We start from the raw sequence: 19,509 nt of genomic DNA, 5'->3' as shown, positions 1-19,509 counted from the left end.
TATTAAAAGCTTTTTCTAAGCTTTTTCTTTTGCTATCTTTTTTTCTTTCTTCCCTTCTCTTTTTTCTCTTTTTTATCGCTTTTTATTCCTTTTTTACTTGTTTTTATTTTTGTTGCTTTTCATTTACTTGTTTTTTATTTCATATCCCTTTTTTATTGCTCTATTTTTCAAGTCACTAATTAAATTTAAAAAGAAAATTCAAAATAAGGTAAATATTTACCTATAAAAAATCCTAATGCAGAACCAATTATAACATCAGAAGTCCAATGTTTATCTTCAATAATTCTTGAAATAGAAATAAAAGCAGGAATTATATAAAATGCTTTATTATAATTTTCAGCATATGGAGTTAATAAAGCCCAAGAAACAGTTGAATGACCCGATGGAAAAGAATGAAAATTATAATTAAAGTTAAAAAAGTCAAAATTGTTATGACCGAGTTCCAAATAAGGTCTTGCTCTACCAAAAAAAATTTTTGAAGCATAGGCAATAGAACCTGCAAAAAAAGCTTTTTGGAAACTTTCTAAAGAAACTCTTTGAAGTTTTTTATCCTTAGAAAATATAGAATAAAAAAATATAGTAGAATTTCCACCTAAAAGAACTTTTTCATCTGTAATACTTTCAATACTTGGAAATTTTATATTTATAGATTCATTAAAATTTCTTATAGACTCATCAAATATAAAAGTTCCTAAAGAAATAGAACTGAAAGTAAAAATTTCTTCTTTTAAAAAAGTGTAATCGTCATTAACATTAATATTTATTTTTAGATCTGAATTTATATTTGAAAACGAAGTCAAAAACAAAACCAAAAATAAAATCAAAAAAAATTTATTTTTCAAAAAATATCACCTCTTATAAGTATTTAAAATAATTATACTTTCTGATAAAATATATAACATTAAAAATAACTTACAAGAAAGTTTTTAAACTTACAAAAATGAAAGACATTATAAATCAGAGTTTATTATATCATAAATTAAAAATAATTCTTTTAAGTTTAATTTATAAATGGTATAATATATTAAAATAAAACAAAGTGAGGGAAAAAATCTTGAATAAAAAATCTATAACTATATTTTTAATCATGTATATTTCAATATTAATATTCTCATGGGAAGTTCCAAAACATTATTCAAACACAAATGATTATTTAAACATATTAAAAGAAGATCAAAAAATAGAGAATCTAATAAAAGATATAAGATCTAATAAAGGAATAGAAATAGCAGTTGTAACTTTATCTGTTCAAGATGAAATAACCCCAAAAGAAATGGCTACAGAAATTTTTAATTCTTGGAAAATAGGTGATAAAGAAAAAGATAATGGATTATTAATATTAATAGCTTTATCTGAAGAAAAAGGCAAAAGCAGAATAGAGATAGAAACTGGATATGGTTTAGAAGGCGATTTTCCTGATGGAAAAGTTGGAAGACTTATAGATACATATATGATGGAAAATCTTTCTAAAAAAAATTATGATTTAGCAGTTATAAATGTTTTAGAAGCTATAAATGATTATATATCTGGGGATATCGATTTAGAAGAGTCATCAGATGATTTTAATCCGATATTTTTAGTTTTTATTATTATGGGAACTTTTATAATAATAGTATTAATAGCAATATTCACTACACCAAAATGTTCATCATGTGGTAAAAGAATGAAAATGTCTCAAAAAAGAGTAATAAAAAGAGCTACAAGATACTCAGCAGGACAAGGTTTATATGTATATAAATGTCCAAATTGTGGAAATATATACAGAAAAACATATATAATACCAAGAATAGGAAGTAGTAGTGGAGGATTTGGCGGTGGAAGTGGAAGCAGTAGTGGAGGCTCGTCATTTGGTGGAGGTTCATCAGGTGGCGGTGGTGCTGGAAGAAGTTTTTAATATATAAAATTTATAGGAGGAAAAAAATGAAAAAAGGATTAATATTAGTTTTAGTTATTATAGGATTATTTGCTATAGGTATATTTGGTTGGTATTTTTCTACTTATAATAGTTTAGTTAATTTAAATGAATCTTTAGATTCAAATTGGGCTGAAATAGAAAATCAATTAATGAGAAGAGCAGATTTAATACCAAACTTGGTAAATACTGTAAAAGGTTATGCTTCACAAGAAAAAGAAATATTTACACAAGTTTCAGAAGCCAGAGCAAAATTAATAGGTGCACAAACTACTGATGAAACTATGAAAGCTGCAGGAGAAATGAATAGTGCATTATCAAGGCTTTTAGCTATAAGTGAAAGTTATCCAGAACTAAAATCTGATAAAGTTTTTATTCAATTGATGGATGAATTATCAGGAACAGAAAATAGAATATCCGTTAGTAGAAAAAGGTACAATGATTCAATTAGAGATTATAACTCTAAAATAAAAAGATTTCCTACTAATATAATTTCTGGAAATCTTGGATATGAAACTAGAGAATATTTTGAAGTGCCTTCATACTCTTATGAAAGACCAGAGGTGAGTTTCTAATAAGAAAAAAAATAATAATGATGATACTATTAATTGTATTAATAGTATCATCATTCACAATAATAATAACAAAAGATAAAAAAGGAATTAAAATAAATAATAAAACAGATATTGAAAATATTTTAAAGTTAAACCAAGAAGATTCTGAAAATTTTAATAATTGGTTTAATTCCATAATAATAAATATTGCGAATAATAATATGAAATTACCAGAAAATTATGCTGATTGTGCAGGACTTATAAGATTTGCATATAAAGAATCTTTAAAAAAACATGATTCAAAATGGTTATTAGAAACAGGATATAAAGGAATTATTTATGAAGATATAAATAAATATAATTATCCTGAAATACCTAATATAGGTACTAATATATTTAAGTCTGAAGATAATTGGACAAATTTTGTTTCTGCAAGAATATTGATAGAAAAAAACATGAAATATATTGGAAAAGATATAAATAAGGCAGAAAGTGGAAATATATTGTATTTTATACATCCAGAAGATATTAATTTTCCTTATCATGTTATGATATATATAAAAAATTATGGAGAAGATTTTTTAATTTATCATACTGGACCAGTTGATAATGATAATTTAGGTGAGATAAGAGTTGTCAAACTTGAAAAAATCAAACTTTCTGATCCAACTTGGATGCCAATAAAAGAAAATGGTTATTTTCGTGGAATATTTAAATTTCAAATATTAAGTTAATTTGAAATTTAGTCCAATAAGATTAATAAAAAATTAAAAACATGTTGTTTAAAAAAATATATTATGATATAATATACACGTAAAGAAGGTTCTAAAGTATATATGGTTTATTTTTTATTAAAAAGTAAGTATATAAATAATTATAAAAAAAATAAATTAATAGAGAATGATTTTGAATTTTTTAATCAAGAATATTTGATAAAGAATATAAATATAGATTTCAAAGAAGATTTAAATATATTCTTAGATTTATTGATTAATTTTTCAATAGTAGGAATTAAAGATAATGAATTTTTTTCATTAGAAACATATATTGAAAATATTAAAAATGAAAAAAATACTGATGAAATTATATGGAAGATAAATACAATACTAAAAATAAATGAAATAATATTTGAAAGAAAAAAAAGAATTAAAGACATATTAGAACAATTAAAATATGATTATTATTATGATTTTAAAATTTGGAATAATTATGGTAAATCAAGATTATATATATACGATGAAGATATTGAATATGGTTATATAGATTTAATTGGAAATAATCATAAAATAAAAGATTATAATTTTTTAAGATCAATAATAAATGATAAAAGAATAAAAATTTTAGCTTCTATTTATAGAAAAAACAAAATTTGATTTAACATAAAAGTTCTTTAATTATCGAAAGGGGGTATTTTGATGAATAAAAAGGAATTAGTAGATGCTTTATCAGAAAAAGCTTCAACAACAAAAAAACAAGCTGAGGTATTTGTTGATAGCTTTGTTTCAGTAGTATCTGAAGAATTAGAAAAAGAAGGGGAAGTTAAGTTAGTTGGATTTGGTACATTTAAAGTACAACAAAGAGCTGCAAGAAAAGGTGTAAATCCTCAAACAGGTAAGCAGATAAAAATACCTGCAAGAAAAGTACCTAAATTTATAGCTGGAAAAGAATTAAAAGAGAGAGTAAAATAATAAAAATAGGGCGCTGTCAAGCGCCCTTTTTATTTAATCTTTTAAGATTAATTCTTTTAAGATTTTTATCAATTTTTATTATTTCAACTCTTACTATATCATTTATTTTAACAACATCTGTTGGATGTTTTACATAACTATCAGATAGATTAGATTTATGAATTAAACCACTTTCTTTAATACCTAAATCTACAAAAGCACCAAAATCTGTTATATTTGTTATTTTTCCTTCAAGAACCATGCCCTCTTTTAAATCTTCAAAATTTAAAACATCATCAAAAAGAATTGGCGCTGGTAAATCATCTCTTAAATCTCTGCCAGGCTTTAAAAGTTCTTTTATTATATCTTCTAAAGTATAAGTACCAATATTTAATTCTTCTGAAATATCTTTAATTCTATTATCATCATTTAAAATATTATTAAGAGTATCTTTAAATTCTTTGTCGAATATCTTATCAATAGAATACCCTAAAAATTGTATAAAATCAATTGTAAAATTATAACTTTCTGGATGAATGCCTGTCATATCAAGTGGATTTGTACTATCAAAAATTCTCAAAAAACCTGCACTCTGTTCAAAAGATTTTGGGCCAAGTCCTTTAATATTTTTAATTTCATCTCTAGATTTAAAAGACCCAGTATTTTCACGATATTGTATAATTCTTTTAGAAATAGTAGGTGTAATACCAGAAACAAATTGCAAAAGAGAAGATGATGCTGTATTTAAATTTACTCCAACGTAATTAACAACACTTTCAACAACATTGTTCAATTTTTCTTTTAATGATTTTTGATTGACATCATGTTGATATTGTCCAACACCTATAGATTTTGGATCTATTTTTACTAATTCAGCTAATGGATCTTGAATTCTTCTACCAATACTAATTGCTCCTCTTACAGTTACATCGAAATCTGGAAATTCTTGTTTTGCTATTTTAGATGCTGAATATACAGAAGCTCCAGCTTCATTTGCAAAAATATATTTAATGTTAAGATTATTATTTTTCTTAACTTGAACAATAAAATTTTGTGTTTCTCTTGAAGCTGTTCCATTTCCAATTACAATTAAATTTAAACTATGTTTTTTTATCATATTCAATACAGTTTTTTCAGAACCAAAAAAATCATTTTTTGGTGGAACTGGAAAAATGGTATTATATTCTAAAAAATTTCCAAATTCATTAATGGCAACTACTTTACAACCTGTTCTAAAACCTGGATCAATAGCTAATATTCTTTTATTTTTTAAAGGGGGAGTTAATAAAAGTTGTCTTAAATTGTTCGAAAATAAGTTAATTGCTGATTCTTCAGCTTTTAAAGATAAATTTTGACGTATTTCTCTTTCTATTGAAGGATTAAGAAGACTCTTAAAACCATAATCAAGCCCTAAAGAAATAATTTCATCATTATAAGATTTATTTGTCATATATAAATTAAATAAGGCATTAATATAAGAATTATGTAATTCTAATTTTACAGTTAAAATATTTTCTTTTTCGCCTCTATTAATTGCGAGAACTCTATAATCTTGTATTTCAGAAATTTTTTGAGAAAATTCATTATACATATCATATTTTGTTTCAGTTTCTAAAAAATCTTTTTTCTTATTTGAAATAATAAATCCAAATTTTTCATAATTATTTCTTAATTTTTCTCTTATGATTTTATCATGAGCAAATTTTTGACCTATAATATGAGAAATACCTTCTATAATTGAATCTTCATTAGGATATTCATCATTTATATATGTTTTAAAAAAATCTTTTTCAATATTTTTACCATTTAAAATGATAAGTGTAGGATCTTCTAAACCAGCTTCAATAGCTTTATCTGCCTTTGTTTTTTTTCTTTTTTTATAAGGTAAGTAAATATCTTCTAAATCAGGCATTTTAGTACAATTTAAAATACTGATTTTTAAATCTTCAGTTAATTGACCTTGTTCGTCAATACTTTTTAAAACAGTTTCTTTATAAGATTCCAAATTTTTATAATAATTATTAAGTTCATCAATTTTTCTTATTATTTCTTCATTAAAATTTCCAGTTAATTCTTTTCTGTAACGACTTATAAAAGGAACTGTATTACCATCTTCTAAAAGGTTTATAGTATTATTTACACCTTTTTCAGAAACTTTTAATTCATTACTGATATGTTTTATTATATTCATTACTAAACCGCTATGTAAAATAAAAAATAATATAAAATCAAAATTAAAATATTTTTTATTTGACTATAACGTCTACCCTCCTTATTTATTGCAAATTTTTAGATTATTTAATTTGAATTAAATCCTATATATTATACAAAAATTATATTAACAATAAATAAAAGAATGACATAACTAATCATAATCAAATTTTTAAAAGTAAAGTATAATTTCATTATTAATAAAGTATAATTAGTTTTAATTAAGTTGTATTGTGAAAATCTTCATTGAAAAAAATTTCATATCTCGTGATATAATTAATTGGAGGTGATTTAAATAAAAAAAGTTATAGAAATGTTAAATTACACAGAATTGCAATTAATAAAAGCTTATTTTGAAGAAAAAAATATAAAAATTATAATAAAGTCTTCTACTGGTATAGGAATGGAATATATGGGAGTTGGTACTTATTACTCAATATATGTAGAAGATAGTAATTATAAAGAATCCAAAGAAATAATAAATATTATAAAAGGGGAGGATACAACATGGGAGAATTAAAGAAAACACCTTTGTATGAAGAACATCTAAAATTGAATGCAAAGATGATAGAGTTTGGTGGTTGGGAAATGCCTGTATGGTATACATCTATAATTGAAGAACATAATAAAGTTAGAGAGAAAGTTGGAATTTTTGATGTATCCCATATGGGAGAAATAGAAATAAAAGGAAAAGATGCACAAAAATTTATAGAATATTTATTACCAAATAGAATAGAAGATATGAAACCTTATGACATATTATATACTCCTATGTGTAATCATGAAGGAGGTATAGTAGATGATCTTCTTGCTTATAAATATGATGAAGAGAATTTTTTACTTGTAGTAAATGCTTCTAATATTGAAAAAGACTTTAATTGGATAAGAGAACAATCAAAAAATTACAATATCAATATAAAAAACATATCAGATGAAATATCTCAAATTGCCATTCAAGGACCTTTAGCAGAAAAACAATTACAAAAAATATTTACATATGATTTAAATGAAATAGAATTTTATAAATTTAGAACATTAAAATATGACAACTTTGAAATAATATTATCAAGAACAGGTTATACAGGGGAAGATGGATTTGAAATATATTGTAAAAATGAAATAAGTGTTGAAATATGGAAAAAACTTTTGAAACTTGTAGAAGAAGTAGGAGGAAGTCCATCAGGTTTAGGAGCAAGAGATACTTTAAGATTTGAACCTAAACTTTTATTATATGGTAATGAAATGAATGATGAAATTACACCGTTAGAAGCGGGATTAAAATGGACGTTAAATCTTGGAAAAAACTTTATAGGTTCAGAAAAAATTTTAGAACAGCAAAAAAATGGATTAAAAAAAGTTTTAAGAGGAATTGAAATTAATTCTAAAATGCCAGTTAGACATGATTATGAAGTTTATGATGCTGCTGATAATAAAATAGGTTATGTAACAAGTGGAGCTAAATCTCCAACATTAAATAAAAATCTTGCTTTGATATATATAGATAAAGATAAATCAAAAATAGGAAATGAAATTTTTATAAAAGCAAAAAATAAATTATTAGAAGCAAAAATAATAAAAACGCCTTTTTATAAAGGGACATCAAAAGGCGGAAAAAAATAAAAATAGGGGTGAAAAAATTGGCAATGTATCCTTATCTTCCACATACAGATGAAGATATAAATAAAATGCTAAAAACCATAGGAGTAAATGCTATAGATGATCTTTATTCAGATGTTCCAGAATTATTAAATAGAGATCTTAACATACCAAATTCAATATCAGAAATTAATTTAAAAAGAAGTTTAAGAGAAAAAGCATCTTTAAATGACAATATTAGAGATTTTGGTTGTTTTAGAGGAGGTGGAATATATAATCATTATATTCCATCAATAGTATATCAAATAGGAGCTAAAAGAGGTTTTTTAACAGCTTATACCCCTTATCAAGCTGAAGTTTCTCAAGGAACATTACAAATAATGTATGAATTTCAAACTATGATATCTGAGCTTACAGGTTTAGAAGTTTCAAATTCATCTATGTATGATGGAGCAACTTCAGTTGCAGAAGCAATTTTAATGGCTGGTAGAATTAATAAAAAATATAAAACATTAATAGCGAATACTATACATCCTGAATATATTGAAGTTTGTGAGACATATTTAAAACCTCAAGAATTCAATTTAGAAAAGATAAATTATGATAAAAAAACAGGGAAAATCAACATAACAGATTTAAAAAATAAAATAAATGATGAAATATCCTCTGTAGTAATAGGTTATCCAAACTTTTATGGAATAATTGAAGATATAGAAGAAATAAGAGAAATTATTCCAAAAAATATACTTTTAATAGTTGTTTCAAATCCTATAATGCTTGGAGCTTTTCAATCACCTGGGAAACTTGGAGCTGATATAGTAGTTGGAGAAGGGCAACCTCTTGGAAATGCCCCAGGGTTTGGAGGACCAGGATTTGGATTTTTTTCTTCTAAAAAAGAATTTATTAGAAATATGCCAGGAAGAATTATAGGTAAAACTATAGATGATAATGGGAAAGAAGGATTTGTGATGATTCTTCAAACAAGAGAACAGCATATAAGAAGAGAAAAAGCAACTTCAAATATCTGTTCGAATCACGCTCATAATGCTTTATTAGCTGCTGTTTATATGAGTATAATGGGTAGAACAGGTATAAAAGAAATAGCGATGCAAAATTATCATAAATCTCATTATTTATATAATAAGCTAATAAAAACAGAAAAATTTGAACCTGTTTTTGAAGGAACATTTTTTAATGAATTTGCTTTAAAATCAAAAATTTCTATAGATAAAATAAATAAAAAATTGCATGAACAAAAATATTTTGGCCCTTTAAATTTAGAAAAAATAACAGGTGAAAAAAATATTGCTTTATTTTGTGCTACTGAATTAAATACTAAAGAAGAAATAGACTTTATATGTTCTTTTTTGGAGGGGATAATATGAAGTTAATTTTTGATAAATCAATGAATGGAAGAACAGGTTTTAGAATTCCAGAATTAGATGTTCCTAAAGAAAATATAGATAAAAAATATTTAAGAAAAGAACTACCAAATTTACCAGAAACATATGAATTAGAAGTAATAAGACATTATGATGAACTTGAAAAATTAAATCATTCTGTAGATAAGGGTTTTTATCCACTAGGATCATGTACTATGAAATATAATCCTGTATTAAACGAAGAAATAGCTAATTGGGAAAATTTTAAATTTATACATCCTTATCAAGAAGAAGAAACTGTACAAGGTAATTTACAAATAATGTATGAATTACAAAATTATCTTGGAGAACTTACAGGTATGGATGCAGTTACTTTACAGCCGGCTGCAGGTGCACATGGAGAACTCACAGGTATGTTGATAATAAAAAAATATCTTGAAACTAATGGTTTTAAAAATAAAACTAAAGTTATAGTACCTGATTCGGCTCATGGAACTAATCCTGCATCAGCTAAAATGGCTGGATTTGAAATTGTTGAAGTTAAATCTAATATAAATGGTACTGTTGATATAGAAGAATTAAAAAAGATAATGACAGAAGATATAGCAGCAATAATGTTAACTAATCCAAATACCTTGGGTATTTTTGAAAAAGATATATTAGAAATATCAAAAATTGCAAAATCAAATAACACATTACTTTATTATGATGGAGCTAATTTAAACGCAATAATGGGAAAAGTAAGACCTGGAGATATGGGATTTGATGTAGTCCATTTAAATTTACATAAAACTCTTTCAACACCTCACGGAATGGGAGGGCCTGGAAGTGGCACTGTTGGAGTAAAAGAATTTTTAAAAGATTATTTACCAAAACCAATAGTAGAAAAAAGTAAAGAAGATAAATACTTTATAAATTACAATATTAAACATTCTATAGGGAGAGTAAGAAGCTTTTATGGAAATTTCTTAGTATATTTAAAAGCTTATATTTATATTTTAAGCATGGGCTCAGATGGTTTAAAAAGGGCAAGTGAATTAGCAGTTTTAAATGCTAATTATATGAAGAAAAAAATGTCTGAATATATGAACATGTCTCATGAAGGAATATGTAAACATGAATTTGTAATAGATGGATCTTTTTTGAAAGAATATGGAGTTAAGACATTAGATATTGCAAAAAGATTAATGGATTTTGATATACATCCACCAACAGTATATTTTCCATTAATAGTAAAAGAAGCTATGATGATAGAACCTACAGAAACAGAATCAAAAGAAAGATTAGATATAGTTATAGAAAATTTTAAAACAATAGTTGAAGAAGCTAAAACAAATCCTGATATAATAAAAAAGGCACCACATAATACAAAAATATCAAGATTAAATGAGTTAAAAGCAAATAAAGAATTAAATATTAAATATTAAAGACGGCTAATTAGCCGTCTTTAATATTTAATTATCCTTATTATCATTATTACATTCTGAACATAGACCATAATATGTTACTTCAAGACTGTCCACGGACATACCATTTATAGATGTTGGAAAATTTGAATTTGTAATTTCCATATCAACATCAAAAACTCTACCACAATTTTTACATATAAAATGCGAATGTGGTTTGAGATTAGCATCATATCTAGATCTATCTTTGGACTTTATTTCTTTTACAATACCTGCTGATTGAAACATTTTTATGATATTATATACTGAAGTAAAAGAAATATTTTTTCCGCTTTTAGTTAAAATAGTATGAATTTCATCGATTGAAGGATGAACTTCTGAATTTAAAATTATTTCTGCCACTTTTAAACGATTGGGAGTAACTCTGATGCTATATCCTTTTAGGATATTAACTATTTTATCCTTATCATATAACTCAATCATAATAATCCCTCCTTAAAAATAATTATATCACAATGAGAATATAATGATTCAAAAATTTACTTTATTTTACTGTATATTAATATATCGGTTGTAATAATAAAAAAAATCACAAATGATTTCGAATATATAAAAGAAAAAAACTATAATTTAATAAAAAATACTTATAATTAATGATATAATAAAATGGGTCAATTTTATTATATGCTAAACTTTCATAAGAAACGAGGAGGTTATTTTTATGTCCGAAATAAAAAGAATAGGTATTATAACAAGTGGTGGAGATGCACCAGGAATGAATGCAGCAATAAGAGCTGTTACCCGATCAGCGGTTACAGAAGGATTAGAAGTTTATGCATTTTATAGAGGCTTTGCTGGTATTCTTGATAAAGAATTCAGAAAGTTTTCTTTTTCTGATGTTGGTGGAATAATGGAAAGAGGAGGAACAATTCTTAGAACAGCAAGAGTTCCAGAGTTTAAACTTCCAGAAATAAGATCAAAAGCAGCTCAAAATTTAAAGGAATTAGGAATTGATGTTTTAGTTATTATAGGTGGAGAAGGTAGTCTGACAGGCGGAAAACTTTTATCAGAAGAACATGGAATTCCTGTTATAGGTATACCAGGATCTATAGATAATGATATATCCTTTACAGATATGTGTATAGGTGTTGATACTTGTTTAAATACTTGTGTAGAAGCAATGCAAAAATTAAAAGATACTGCTTCATCTCATGAAAGAGCTTTTGTAGTTGAAGTAATGGGAAGAGGCTCGGGATATATAGCTCTTGCATCTGGTATAGCTGTTGGAGCAGAAGCTGTAATAATACCAGAAAATCCAGTTGATTTTAAAGCTATAGCTGAAAGAATTTGGGAAGAAAGACAAAGAGGAAAAATTAATTCTATAATAGTTGTAGCAGAAGGAGCTGCAAGTGCTTATACTGTTTCAAGACATCTTGAAAATAGAATTGGTTTTGAAACAAGAATAACAATACTTGGTCATGTTCAAAGAGGAGGAGCACCAAGTGCCTTCGATAGATTATTAGCAGCAAGAATGGGTCATGAAGCTGTAAAAGCTATATTAGAAAAAGATTTTGGTGTTATGACTTCTCTCAGCAGATCAAATATGGCAAGAGTTCCTATAGAAAAAGTTCTTTCAGAAAAGAAAGAATTAGATATGGATTTATTAAAACTCTCTAAAATACTTTCATAAAAGAAAAAGAAAGGAGAGAATCATATGCTTGAAAAAAAGACGAGAATAGTATGTACAATAGGCCCAGCTACTGAAAGTGATGAGATGTTAGAAAAATTAATAAAAACAGGAATGAATGTTGCAAGACTTAATACTTCACATGGTGATCCTCAAATACATGGAGAAAGAACAAAAAAAATTCAAGAAATAAGAGAAAAGTTAAATGTTCCAATAGCAGTTCTTTTAGACCTTGAAGGACCTAAAATGAGAACAAAAAATTTTAAAACAGATGAAGTTACTCTTGTTGAAGGAAACGAATTCATATTAACTTCTGATGAATTAGATGGAGATGAACATATTGTAAGCTTGACTTATTCTGGTTTAGTAGAAGATGTTCAACCAAAAGATTTTATTTTATTAAATGATGGTAAAGTAAAATTAGAAGTAATTAAAGTTGATAAAAAAAATATTTATACAAAAATAATAAATGGTGGAACTATTACACATAGAAGAGGCATAAATGTTCCTGGTGTTGATATAAAACTTCCTGGATTAACAAAAAAAGATAAACTTTATATAGAAAATGCTGTTAAATGGGGTATTGATTATATTGCGCAGTCTTTTGTAAGAAAACCAGAAGATGTAAAACAAACAAAAAATATATTAAAAGAATTAGGAGCTCCTGATATTCCTGTAATAGTAAAAATTGAAACATTACAGGCAATTGAAAATTTAGAATCGATAATAGATGCTGCTGATGGTGTAATGGTCGCAAGAGGAGATCTTGGTGTAGAAGTTCCTGTTCAAAAAGTTCCATTATTACAAAAAAGGATAATAGAACTTGCGAATGCAAAAGCAAAACCAGTAATAACTGCTACTCAGATGCTTGAAACTATGATTGAAAATCCTGTACCTACAAGAGCTGAAGCTTCTGATATAGCAAATGCTATATTGGATGGAACTGATGCGGTAATGCTTTCAGCAGAAACTTCAGTAGGAGCGTATCCAATTGAAGCAGTAAAAGTTATGGTAAATGTTGCAAAAGAAACAGAAGAATATCTTGGTGATTATACTTTTAAATTTGATTATTTTAGTTTGGAAGGTGGAGATCTTGCAACTAATGCAATATCAAAAGCTGCTATTGATACTGCTGAAGACTTAAATATAGATGTTATAGTAGCTTCTACTTATAGCGGATATACAGCGAGAGCATTATCAAGATTTAGAAGAAGTGTAAATATAATAGCTGCATCTCCAAGAAAAGAAACTTATAATAGAATGGCTTTAGTATGGGGAGTAACTCCTGTAATAATGTCAAAATTTGTTGATACAGATTCTATGTTAAATAATATATCAAATATAGTTAGAACTATGGATTATTCAAAAAAAGGTGATAATATAATAGTTACAGCGGGAATTCCTTATGGGTTCTCTGGAACAACTAATCTTTTAAAAGTACATGAAGTATAAAAAGCGTGGGCTAACCACGCTTTTTAAAAATTAATTAATATGATACAATTATGTCGAGGTGATAAACATGGTATTGGATCAACTAACACCAAGGAAAATAGTTGGTGAATTAAATAAATATATAATTGGGCAAGATTCTGCAAAAAAGCTCGTTGCAATAGCATTAAGAAATAGAATTAGAAGGTTAAATCTTGATGAAGAATTAAAAAAAGAGATAATTCCAAAAAATATTTTAATGATGGGACCAACAGGGGTCGGAAAAACTGAAATTGCAAGAAGATTAGCAGAAATAGCTAATGCTCCTTTTGTTAAATTTGAAGCAACTAGATTTACTGAAGTTGGATATGTTGGAAAAAATGTTGAATCAATGATAAGAGAATTAGTTGATGTATCGATAAATTTAGTTAGAAAAGAAATGATTTCTGAAGTTGAAAAAAGAGCAGAAAAATTAGTAGAAGAAAGATTAATAGAAATATTTGTTCCAGGAAATAAGAAAAATGAACAAAAAGCTCCTTTTATGGAAATGTTACAAATGTTTGGACAAAATAATCCATATATAAACAATGAAAATGAAAATAATAAAGTTAAAGATTCAGATGATATAAATAAAAGAAGAGCAGAGATATTTGAAAAATTAAAAAATGGTGAATTAGAAGAAATAGAAATAGAAATAGAATTAGAAGAAGATTCATCACCAATGTTTGCTGGTATGGGACCAGAATTTGAAGATATGGGAATTCAATTAGGTGAAATGTTTCAAAATATGATGCCTAAGAAAAAAAATAAAAGAAGAATGAAAGTATCAGAAGCAAGAAAAGTATTATTACCTATTGAAGCAGAAAAATTGATAGACAAAGATAAAATGATACATGAAGGCATAGAAAGAGCTCAAAATAGAGGAATAATATTTTTAGATGAAATAGATAAAATAACTACAAGAAATGGCCAAGGTAATGGTGGAGAAGTTTCAAGGGAAGGAGTTCAAAGAGATTTACTTCCGATTGTAGAAGGAACTAATATTGTTACAAAATATGGACCTGTAAAAACTGATTATATATTATTTATAGCAGCTGGAGCTTTCCATGTAGCAAAACCATCTGATTTGATTCCAGAATTACAAGGAAGGTTTCCAGTAAGAGTTGAATTAGAAGATTTAACAGAAGAAGATTTCTTAAATATTTTGACAAAACCTCAAAATGCAATATTAAAACAATATATAGAATTATTAAAAACAGATGAAGTTGAAATAAAATTTACAGATGATGGTATAAAAGAACTTGCACACATAGCTTTTGATTTAAATCAAAAAATAGAAAATATAGGAGCAAGAAGACTTTATACTGTAGTAGAAAAAGTATTAGAAGAAGTTTCTTTTGAAGCTCCAGCTTCTACACCATGGAGTTTAGAAATAGATTCAGACTATGTAAAAAATAAATTAGGACCAGTTATAGATGATGAAAATGTTAGAGAGTTTATCCTTTAAAGGTGGTAAATAATGAATAAAATTGAAATAATAATAATTGAAGAAGAAGAATCGGTTATAAATTTGTATAAAAAACTTCTTCAAAATATAATTGAAATAGATTTTGATATTAAAACACTTTCTGAAATTTCGGAAATAGATAATTTTTTAGAAAATTATGATCCAGAAGAAAAAGAAAGACTTTCATTGATAATATCTGAAATAGAGATAAATGGTAAAGATATAACTGAAAAACTTGAAAAAATAAAAAGTTTGTTTCCAAAAACACATTTATATATAATAAGTAATTTTGTTACAATAGATAGATTAAAAAAATCTTTAAAGTTCGGTGTAGATGACTGGCACGAAAAGCCAGTCACACCTGAAGAATTTTATGGTATGGTAAAATCTTCTATTTTTAAATACAGAAGCCTTAAAGAAAATTATGACTATTTAAGTGATTTAATAGATGAATTAGATATAGAAAATCATATACAATATTATTCCATAAAAAATAAAATATCTAAATTGATGTATGAAAATCCTAACTCATATCAACCACATTTACTATTTTATAAATTTTATAGAAAAAAAGGAAAAGATGAACTCGCACAAAAACATTACAAAGCTTCTAATGCTTTAAAATAGAGGTGTTTTATGGAAAAAATAAAATTTATTATAATAATTGGATGTGGAAGATTAGGTTCAGAATTAGCTTTAAAACTTTCTGAAAATCATTCTGTTGTAGTTATAGATAAAGATGAAAATTCTTTTATAAGACTTAGTAATAGAAATTTTACTGGGTTTACCATGACGGTTGATACAAGTGATATGGATGCATTAAATAGAGTAAAACTTGAAAAAGCAGATATGGTATATATAGTTACTCCAGATGATAATTTAAATTTTATGCTTGCATACGGAATTAAAAATATAAATCCAAATATTAAACTTGTAGCAAGAGTTAATGATCCTATAAAAAAAGATATATTTAAAAAAGCAAATGTTGAATTATTCTGTCCTATAGAAAATTCTGTACAACAATTAGTTGAAGATTTTGAGAAGGTAGATAAAATATGAAGAAAAAAACTTTTTATATTTTTGAAGGAGATACATTAGCATACTCACTTGCAAAAAAACTATTATTACTTGGAAATGAAGTATATTATATAAGTAAGAAAAAAGAAAATATAGAATTAATGGATGGTCTAAAGGCTTATTATTCTTCATTAGAATTAATAAATAATGATCCAACAGATATAGATTGGGTTGAAAATTTAGAAATGACTTCAAGAGTTGGTGCCTTAATAATAATATCAGAGAATGATTCAGAAAATTTTGTAATTTCTTGGTTATTAAGACAATATTATGAAGATATAAGAATAGTTTCTTTGGTAAATTCTCCAGAAAATGAATTTATGTTTAAAACAATAAATGTAAATACATTAACTCCAATATCTTGGATGGAAAAATTGATAGAAGCCTCTTTGAATTATGAAGACATAACTGATTTTTTTAATCCTTATGTAGAAAAACTATCTATATTAGAATTATTAATCAATATAAAAGACAAATCATGTAATAAAAAATTAAAAAACATAAAATTACCTGAAAATACTATAATTGGTGTTCAAATAAAATCAGATGGAGAAATCAAAGTTCCTCAAGGTGAGAGTATTATAGAAGAAAATGATAAAATAATAGTATTTAGCCTAAAAGAACAAGTTCAAAAAGTAAAAGAAGCATTAAAATAGAGGTGATTTTATGCCGACATATAGACATTATTTAAAATTAAGATATAGGGAAATAATGAGTATAACAGGTAAAGTTATAACTTATTTATCATTTTTAATTTTAGGGGTTGGTTCAACCTCTTTTATTTATGGTGATATAAGAACTTTTTTTTCTTTTTTTTATACATTTTTATTAACTATTTCTACAGGTATAATTTTTAGATTTTTTGGTAGAAAAAAAGAAGAAGAAAAATATGAAAAATTAAATGTACAAGATGCAGTCATGATAATATTTTTTGTATGGACTTTTTCTATATTTTTTTCATCATTACCTTTTGTATTTGAAGGAATGCTTAATATACATCAAGCTATTTTTGAATCTACATCAGGCTGGACAACAACAGGATTAACGATGATTTCTGATGTAGAAATAATATCAAGAACTTTTATAATTTGGCGATCAATAATGCAGTATATCGGTGGAGCAGGTTTTGCGCTTATAATGGTTATAACTGCTGGTAGTATGGGAGTGGGTTTGTATCAAGCGGAAGGAAGAACAGATAATTTAGTTCCAAATTTAAGAGATTCAGCTAAAATTATAACTGGTATATATTTAATTTGGGCTTTTATTGGAATACTTTTATTGATGTTTATTTCAAAATTGCCATTTTTTGAAGCTTTTAATCATACTTTAACTGCACTTGCAACAGGAGGATTTTCTTCTAAAAATTTTAGTATAGGTGCATTTGACAATGTTTCAATGGATATAATAATAATGCTTTTAATGATAATGGGCGGAACTGGTTTTGGTGTTCATTATGCAGGAGCAATTATGATAAAAAATTCTTATAGAAATATACTTGATTATAAGAAAGGTAAAATAAATAAATTAGAATTTAAAGAAAGAATAAGAATGGAACCATTTTTTAAAAACCCTGAACCAAAAACTATGTTTTTTATATTACTAATATCATTTATATTTATATTTTTATTCAATACATTAAATATATATGGAGTAGCTAATGGCGTTAGACATGGAGCTTTTCAAGTCATTTCTGCTTTAACAGGTACTGGGTTTTCAACAGTTTCATTTGAAAATTGGAATTTATTTGCCCTTTTAATAATGACTATTTTGATGATACTTGGTGGAATGATGGATTCTACTGCTGGAGGATTAAAATTATACAGAGTTTATATAGCTTTAAAATTAATATTAGTTCAAATAAAATCTTTTTTCAAACCTAATGGCACAAAATTCCATGTTGAAGTTTATAAAGGAGTATCAAGAAAGAAAATTGGTTTTGAAACTTTAAGAGATGTAATTGCTGTATTTATGATGTATTTTATAGTATATTTTATAGGAGTTTTTGTTTTATTGGGATATGGATATACACTTGAAGATTCAATGTTTGAATATGCTTCAGCACTTTCTGCAGTTGGATTATCTGTTGGAATAACAAATCCTAATGCTCCTTTAGGTGTTATCTGGATAGAAACACTTGGAATGTATTTGGGAAGACTTGAATTTTATGCAATATTTTATGCAATAATAAAATTAATAAGAGATATAAATTTTATATTAAATAAAAAAAATAAACTCGATTCTTAAAAAAGAATCGAGTTTTATTCATTTTACTCCCTAAAATACCATATTATCGAAAATGAGTTATATAAAATGATTTAATTTAATATAATAATATTATAAAAATAAAAAATTTGGGGGTTAAATCATGAAAAAAATTAAAAGGATGACAATTTTATTAATAATATTATTATCAACTTTTATTTTAAATTCTTGTATAATAGCTGAAGAAAAAGAAAAGATATATATAACAAATAAAAAATATGAAAATGATTATAATAATTTTGGATTTAAAGATTTCACTGCTAAATTAAATAATCAAACTTATAATCAAATAGAACAAATTAATATGGTTAATATTTTAAAAAATAAATATTATCCAGAAAATATAAAATTAGATTATTTTTCTGAACAATATATAAATGCTTTTGAAAGTAAGTATATTTCAAGAAAATATACCTCAGAATATTATAATTATGAATATATAGACACTAAAATTTTAAATATAGAATATATGAATGGAAAAACTAAAAAAATTTCTGATAATGTTTTAAATATAAGAATATATAATAATTATTTTTCTTTGAGTTTAAATAAAAATTATAATTATTATGGGAAAAAAGTATATTTGATAGCAATAGATGAATATGGAAAATTTAATGAAAATTATAAAGTTATTGAACTTGAAAAATTATATAATATAAATATGAATTACTACTTCACAGATTGTAATTGGAGTAATTCTATATATGAAATATATTATATAATATTATAAACTTAACCTTTAACAGAACCAGATAAAAGACCTTTTAAGAAATACTTACCAAGAACGATATAAACGATAAGAGTGGGTAAAGCAGCAACC

The 19,509-nt window shown here is 25.3% G+C and carries 20 protein-coding genes and 1 pseudogene; 17 read left to right on the top strand and 4 right to left on the bottom strand.

Features of this window, described 5'->3' with window-relative positions:
* Window positions 1-185 precede the first annotated feature (185 nt).
* Window positions 186-842 carry a phosphatase PAP2 family protein gene (locus C7380_RS12895; RefSeq protein WP_109606579.1) on the bottom strand — a complete coding sequence of 219 codons (657 nt, stop codon included), beginning with the start codon at window positions 840-842 and terminating at the stop codon, window positions 186-188.
* Between the two features lie 212 nt (window positions 843-1,054).
* Here C7380_RS12895 and C7380_RS13580 point away from each other — a divergent pair, with 212 nt between their 5' ends.
* The 5 genes from C7380_RS13580 (at window position 1,055) to C7380_RS12870 (ending at window position 4,154) form a co-directional block, all read left to right on the top strand.
* Entirely contained in the window at window positions 1,055-1,894 is an 840-nt protein-coding gene (locus C7380_RS13580; protein WP_158274915.1) for a TPM domain-containing protein, read from the top strand.
* A gap of 26 nt (window positions 1,895-1,920) precedes the next feature.
* Window positions 1,921-2,487 carry a LemA family protein gene (locus C7380_RS12885; RefSeq protein WP_109606577.1) on the top strand — a complete coding sequence of 189 codons (567 nt, stop codon included), beginning with the start codon at window positions 1,921-1,923 and terminating at the stop codon, window positions 2,485-2,487.
* Window positions 2,488-2,504: 17 nt separating this feature from the next.
* Window positions 2,505-3,200 (top strand): DUF1175 family protein, encoded by a 696-nt coding sequence (locus C7380_RS12880; protein WP_109606575.1) that lies wholly within the window; start codon window positions 2,505-2,507, stop codon window positions 3,198-3,200.
* 102 nt (window positions 3,201-3,302) lie between these two features.
* Window positions 3,303-3,839 (top strand): hypothetical protein, encoded by a 537-nt coding sequence (locus C7380_RS12875; RefSeq protein ID WP_109606573.1) that lies wholly within the window; start codon window positions 3,303-3,305, stop codon window positions 3,837-3,839.
* Between the two features lie 42 nt (window positions 3,840-3,881).
* The gene (locus C7380_RS12870; RefSeq protein ID WP_109606571.1) at window positions 3,882-4,154 is read left to right on the top strand and encodes an HU family DNA-binding protein; all 273 of its coding nucleotides are present in this window, start codon (window positions 3,882-3,884) and stop codon (window positions 4,152-4,154) included.
* A 16-nt stretch (window positions 4,155-4,170) separates the two neighbouring features.
* On the opposite strand, the gene C7380_RS12865 is transcribed toward C7380_RS12870, so the two are convergent.
* On the bottom strand, window positions 4,171-6,324 hold the full coding sequence (locus C7380_RS12865; protein ID WP_109606569.1) for a Tex-like N-terminal domain-containing protein: 2,154 nt from the start codon (window positions 6,322-6,324) through the stop codon (window positions 4,171-4,173).
* A gap of 333 nt (window positions 6,325-6,657) precedes the next feature.
* Between C7380_RS12865 and C7380_RS12860 the strand changes: the two genes are divergently transcribed.
* Genes C7380_RS12860 through gcvPB form a run of 4 tightly spaced genes read left to right on the top strand, consistent with a single transcriptional unit; the run spans window position 6,658 to window position 10,749 of the window.
* Window positions 6,658-6,864 (top strand): hypothetical protein, encoded by a 207-nt coding sequence (locus tag C7380_RS12860; RefSeq protein WP_109606567.1) that lies wholly within the window; start codon window positions 6,658-6,660, stop codon window positions 6,862-6,864.
* Entirely contained in the window at window positions 6,852-7,964 is a 1,113-nt protein-coding gene (gene gcvT, locus C7380_RS12855; protein WP_109606565.1) for a glycine cleavage system aminomethyltransferase GcvT, read from the top strand. The genes C7380_RS12860 and gcvT overlap by 13 nt, the downstream gene beginning before the upstream one ends.
* Window positions 7,965-7,987: 23 nt before the next feature.
* The gene (gcvPA, locus tag C7380_RS12850) at window positions 7,988-9,325 is read left to right on the top strand and encodes an aminomethyl-transferring glycine dehydrogenase subunit GcvPA (RefSeq protein ID WP_109606581.1); all 1,338 of its coding nucleotides are present in this window, start codon (window positions 7,988-7,990) and stop codon (window positions 9,323-9,325) included.
* Window positions 9,322-10,749: an aminomethyl-transferring glycine dehydrogenase subunit GcvPB gene (gcvPB, locus tag C7380_RS12845; protein WP_109606563.1), complete on the top strand. Its 1,428-nt coding sequence runs from the start codon at window positions 9,322-9,324 to the stop codon at window positions 10,747-10,749. The genes gcvPA and gcvPB overlap by 4 nt, the downstream gene beginning before the upstream one ends.
* A 27-nt stretch (window positions 10,750-10,776) precedes the next feature.
* Here the strand turns inward: gcvPB and C7380_RS12840 are convergent, their stop codons facing one another.
* On the bottom strand, window positions 10,777-11,211 hold the full coding sequence (locus C7380_RS12840; RefSeq protein ID WP_109606561.1) for a Fur family transcriptional regulator: 435 nt from the start codon (window positions 11,209-11,211) through the stop codon (window positions 10,777-10,779).
* A 247-nt stretch (window positions 11,212-11,458) separates the two neighbouring features.
* On the opposite strand from C7380_RS12840, the gene pfkA reads away from it, so the two are divergent.
* The 8 genes from pfkA (at window position 11,459) to C7380_RS12800 (ending at window position 19,419) form a co-directional block, all read left to right on the top strand.
* Complete coding sequence (gene pfkA, locus C7380_RS12835) at window positions 11,459-12,418, top strand: 6-phosphofructokinase (RefSeq protein ID WP_170110834.1); 960 nt, start codon at window positions 11,459-11,461, stop codon at window positions 12,416-12,418.
* A 24-nt stretch (window positions 12,419-12,442) separates the two neighbouring features.
* Entirely contained in the window at window positions 12,443-13,867 is a 1,425-nt protein-coding gene (pyk, locus tag C7380_RS12830; RefSeq protein ID WP_109606557.1) for a pyruvate kinase, read from the top strand.
* Between the two features lie 67 nt (window positions 13,868-13,934).
* Window positions 13,935-15,350, top strand: a complete 1,416-nt coding sequence (hslU, locus tag C7380_RS12825; RefSeq protein ID WP_109606555.1) for an ATP-dependent protease ATPase subunit HslU — start codon at window positions 13,935-13,937, stop codon at window positions 15,348-15,350.
* A 12-nt stretch (window positions 15,351-15,362) separates the two neighbouring features.
* On the top strand, window positions 15,363-15,977 hold the full coding sequence (locus C7380_RS12820; protein WP_109606553.1) for a DNA-binding transcriptional response regulator: 615 nt from the start codon (window positions 15,363-15,365) through the stop codon (window positions 15,975-15,977).
* Between the two features lie 9 nt (window positions 15,978-15,986).
* Window positions 15,987-16,409 carry an NAD(P)-binding protein gene (locus C7380_RS12815; protein WP_109606551.1) on the top strand — a complete coding sequence of 141 codons (423 nt, stop codon included), beginning with the start codon at window positions 15,987-15,989 and terminating at the stop codon, window positions 16,407-16,409.
* On the top strand, window positions 16,406-17,083 hold the full coding sequence (locus tag C7380_RS12810) for a TrkA C-terminal domain-containing protein (protein ID WP_109606549.1): 678 nt from the start codon (window positions 16,406-16,408) through the stop codon (window positions 17,081-17,083). Before C7380_RS12815 ends, C7380_RS12810 begins: the two co-directional genes overlap by 4 nt.
* 10 nt (window positions 17,084-17,093) lie before the next feature.
* Window positions 17,094-18,671, top strand: coding sequence for a TrkH family potassium uptake protein (locus tag C7380_RS12805; RefSeq protein WP_109606548.1), 1,578 nt, complete (start codon window positions 17,094-17,096; stop codon window positions 18,669-18,671).
* 121 nt (window positions 18,672-18,792) lie between these two features.
* A complete protein-coding gene (locus C7380_RS12800) occupies window positions 18,793-19,419 on the top strand; it encodes a hypothetical protein (RefSeq protein WP_109606546.1) in 627 nt (208 codons plus the stop codon).
* A gap of 2 nt (window positions 19,420-19,421) precedes the next feature.
* Here C7380_RS12800 and C7380_RS13875 read toward each other — a convergent pair.
* Window positions 19,422-19,509 (bottom strand): annotated as a pseudogene (locus C7380_RS13875) (carbohydrate ABC transporter permease); the annotation flags it as partial.

The organism is Oceanotoga teriensis (assembly GCF_003148465.1).
GTDB classification, from domain to species: Bacteria; Thermotogota; Thermotogae; order Petrotogales; family Petrotogaceae; genus Oceanotoga; species Oceanotoga teriensis.
This window is presented reverse-complemented; position numbering and strand designations above follow the sequence as displayed.

Excerpts from the sequence above, each read along its gene's own strand:
- C7380_RS12885 (WP_109606577.1), top strand. The coding sequence starts at position 1,921 with ATGAAAAAAGGATTAATATTAGTTTTAGTTATTATAGGATTATTTGCT.
- C7380_RS12880 (WP_109606575.1), top strand. The coding sequence starts at position 2,505 with ATGATGATACTATTAATTGTATTAATAGTATCATCATTCACAATAATA.
- C7380_RS12875 (WP_109606573.1), top strand. The coding sequence starts at position 3,303 with ATGGTTTATTTTTTATTAAAAAGTAAGTATATAAATAATTATAAAAAA.
- C7380_RS12870 (WP_109606571.1), top strand. The coding sequence starts at position 3,882 with ATGAATAAAAAGGAATTAGTAGATGCTTTATCAGAAAAAGCTTCAACA.
- C7380_RS12865 (WP_109606569.1), bottom strand. The coding sequence starts at position 6,324 with ATGAATATAATAAAACATATCAGTAATGAATTAAAAGTTTCTGAAAAA.
- C7380_RS12860 (WP_109606567.1), top strand. The coding sequence starts at position 6,658 with ATGTTAAATTACACAGAATTGCAATTAATAAAAGCTTATTTTGAAGAA.
- gcvT (WP_109606565.1), top strand. The coding sequence starts at position 6,852 with ATGGGAGAATTAAAGAAAACACCTTTGTATGAAGAACATCTAAAATTG.
- gcvPA (WP_109606581.1), top strand. The coding sequence starts at position 7,988 with ATGTATCCTTATCTTCCACATACAGATGAAGATATAAATAAAATGCTA.
- gcvPB (WP_109606563.1), top strand. The coding sequence starts at position 9,322 with ATGAAGTTAATTTTTGATAAATCAATGAATGGAAGAACAGGTTTTAGA.
- C7380_RS12840 (WP_109606561.1), bottom strand. The coding sequence starts at position 11,211 with ATGATTGAGTTATATGATAAGGATAAAATAGTTAATATCCTAAAAGGA.
- pyk (WP_109606557.1), top strand. The coding sequence starts at position 12,443 with ATGCTTGAAAAAAAGACGAGAATAGTATGTACAATAGGCCCAGCTACT.
- hslU (WP_109606555.1), top strand. The coding sequence starts at position 13,935 with ATGGTATTGGATCAACTAACACCAAGGAAAATAGTTGGTGAATTAAAT.
- C7380_RS12820 (WP_109606553.1), top strand. The coding sequence starts at position 15,363 with ATGAATAAAATTGAAATAATAATAATTGAAGAAGAAGAATCGGTTATA.
- C7380_RS12815 (WP_109606551.1), top strand. The coding sequence starts at position 15,987 with ATGGAAAAAATAAAATTTATTATAATAATTGGATGTGGAAGATTAGGT.
- C7380_RS12810 (WP_109606549.1), top strand. The coding sequence starts at position 16,406 with ATGAAGAAAAAAACTTTTTATATTTTTGAAGGAGATACATTAGCATAC.
- C7380_RS12805 (WP_109606548.1), top strand. The coding sequence starts at position 17,094 with ATGCCGACATATAGACATTATTTAAAATTAAGATATAGGGAAATAATG.
- C7380_RS12800 (WP_109606546.1), top strand. The coding sequence starts at position 18,793 with ATGAAAAAAATTAAAAGGATGACAATTTTATTAATAATATTATTATCA.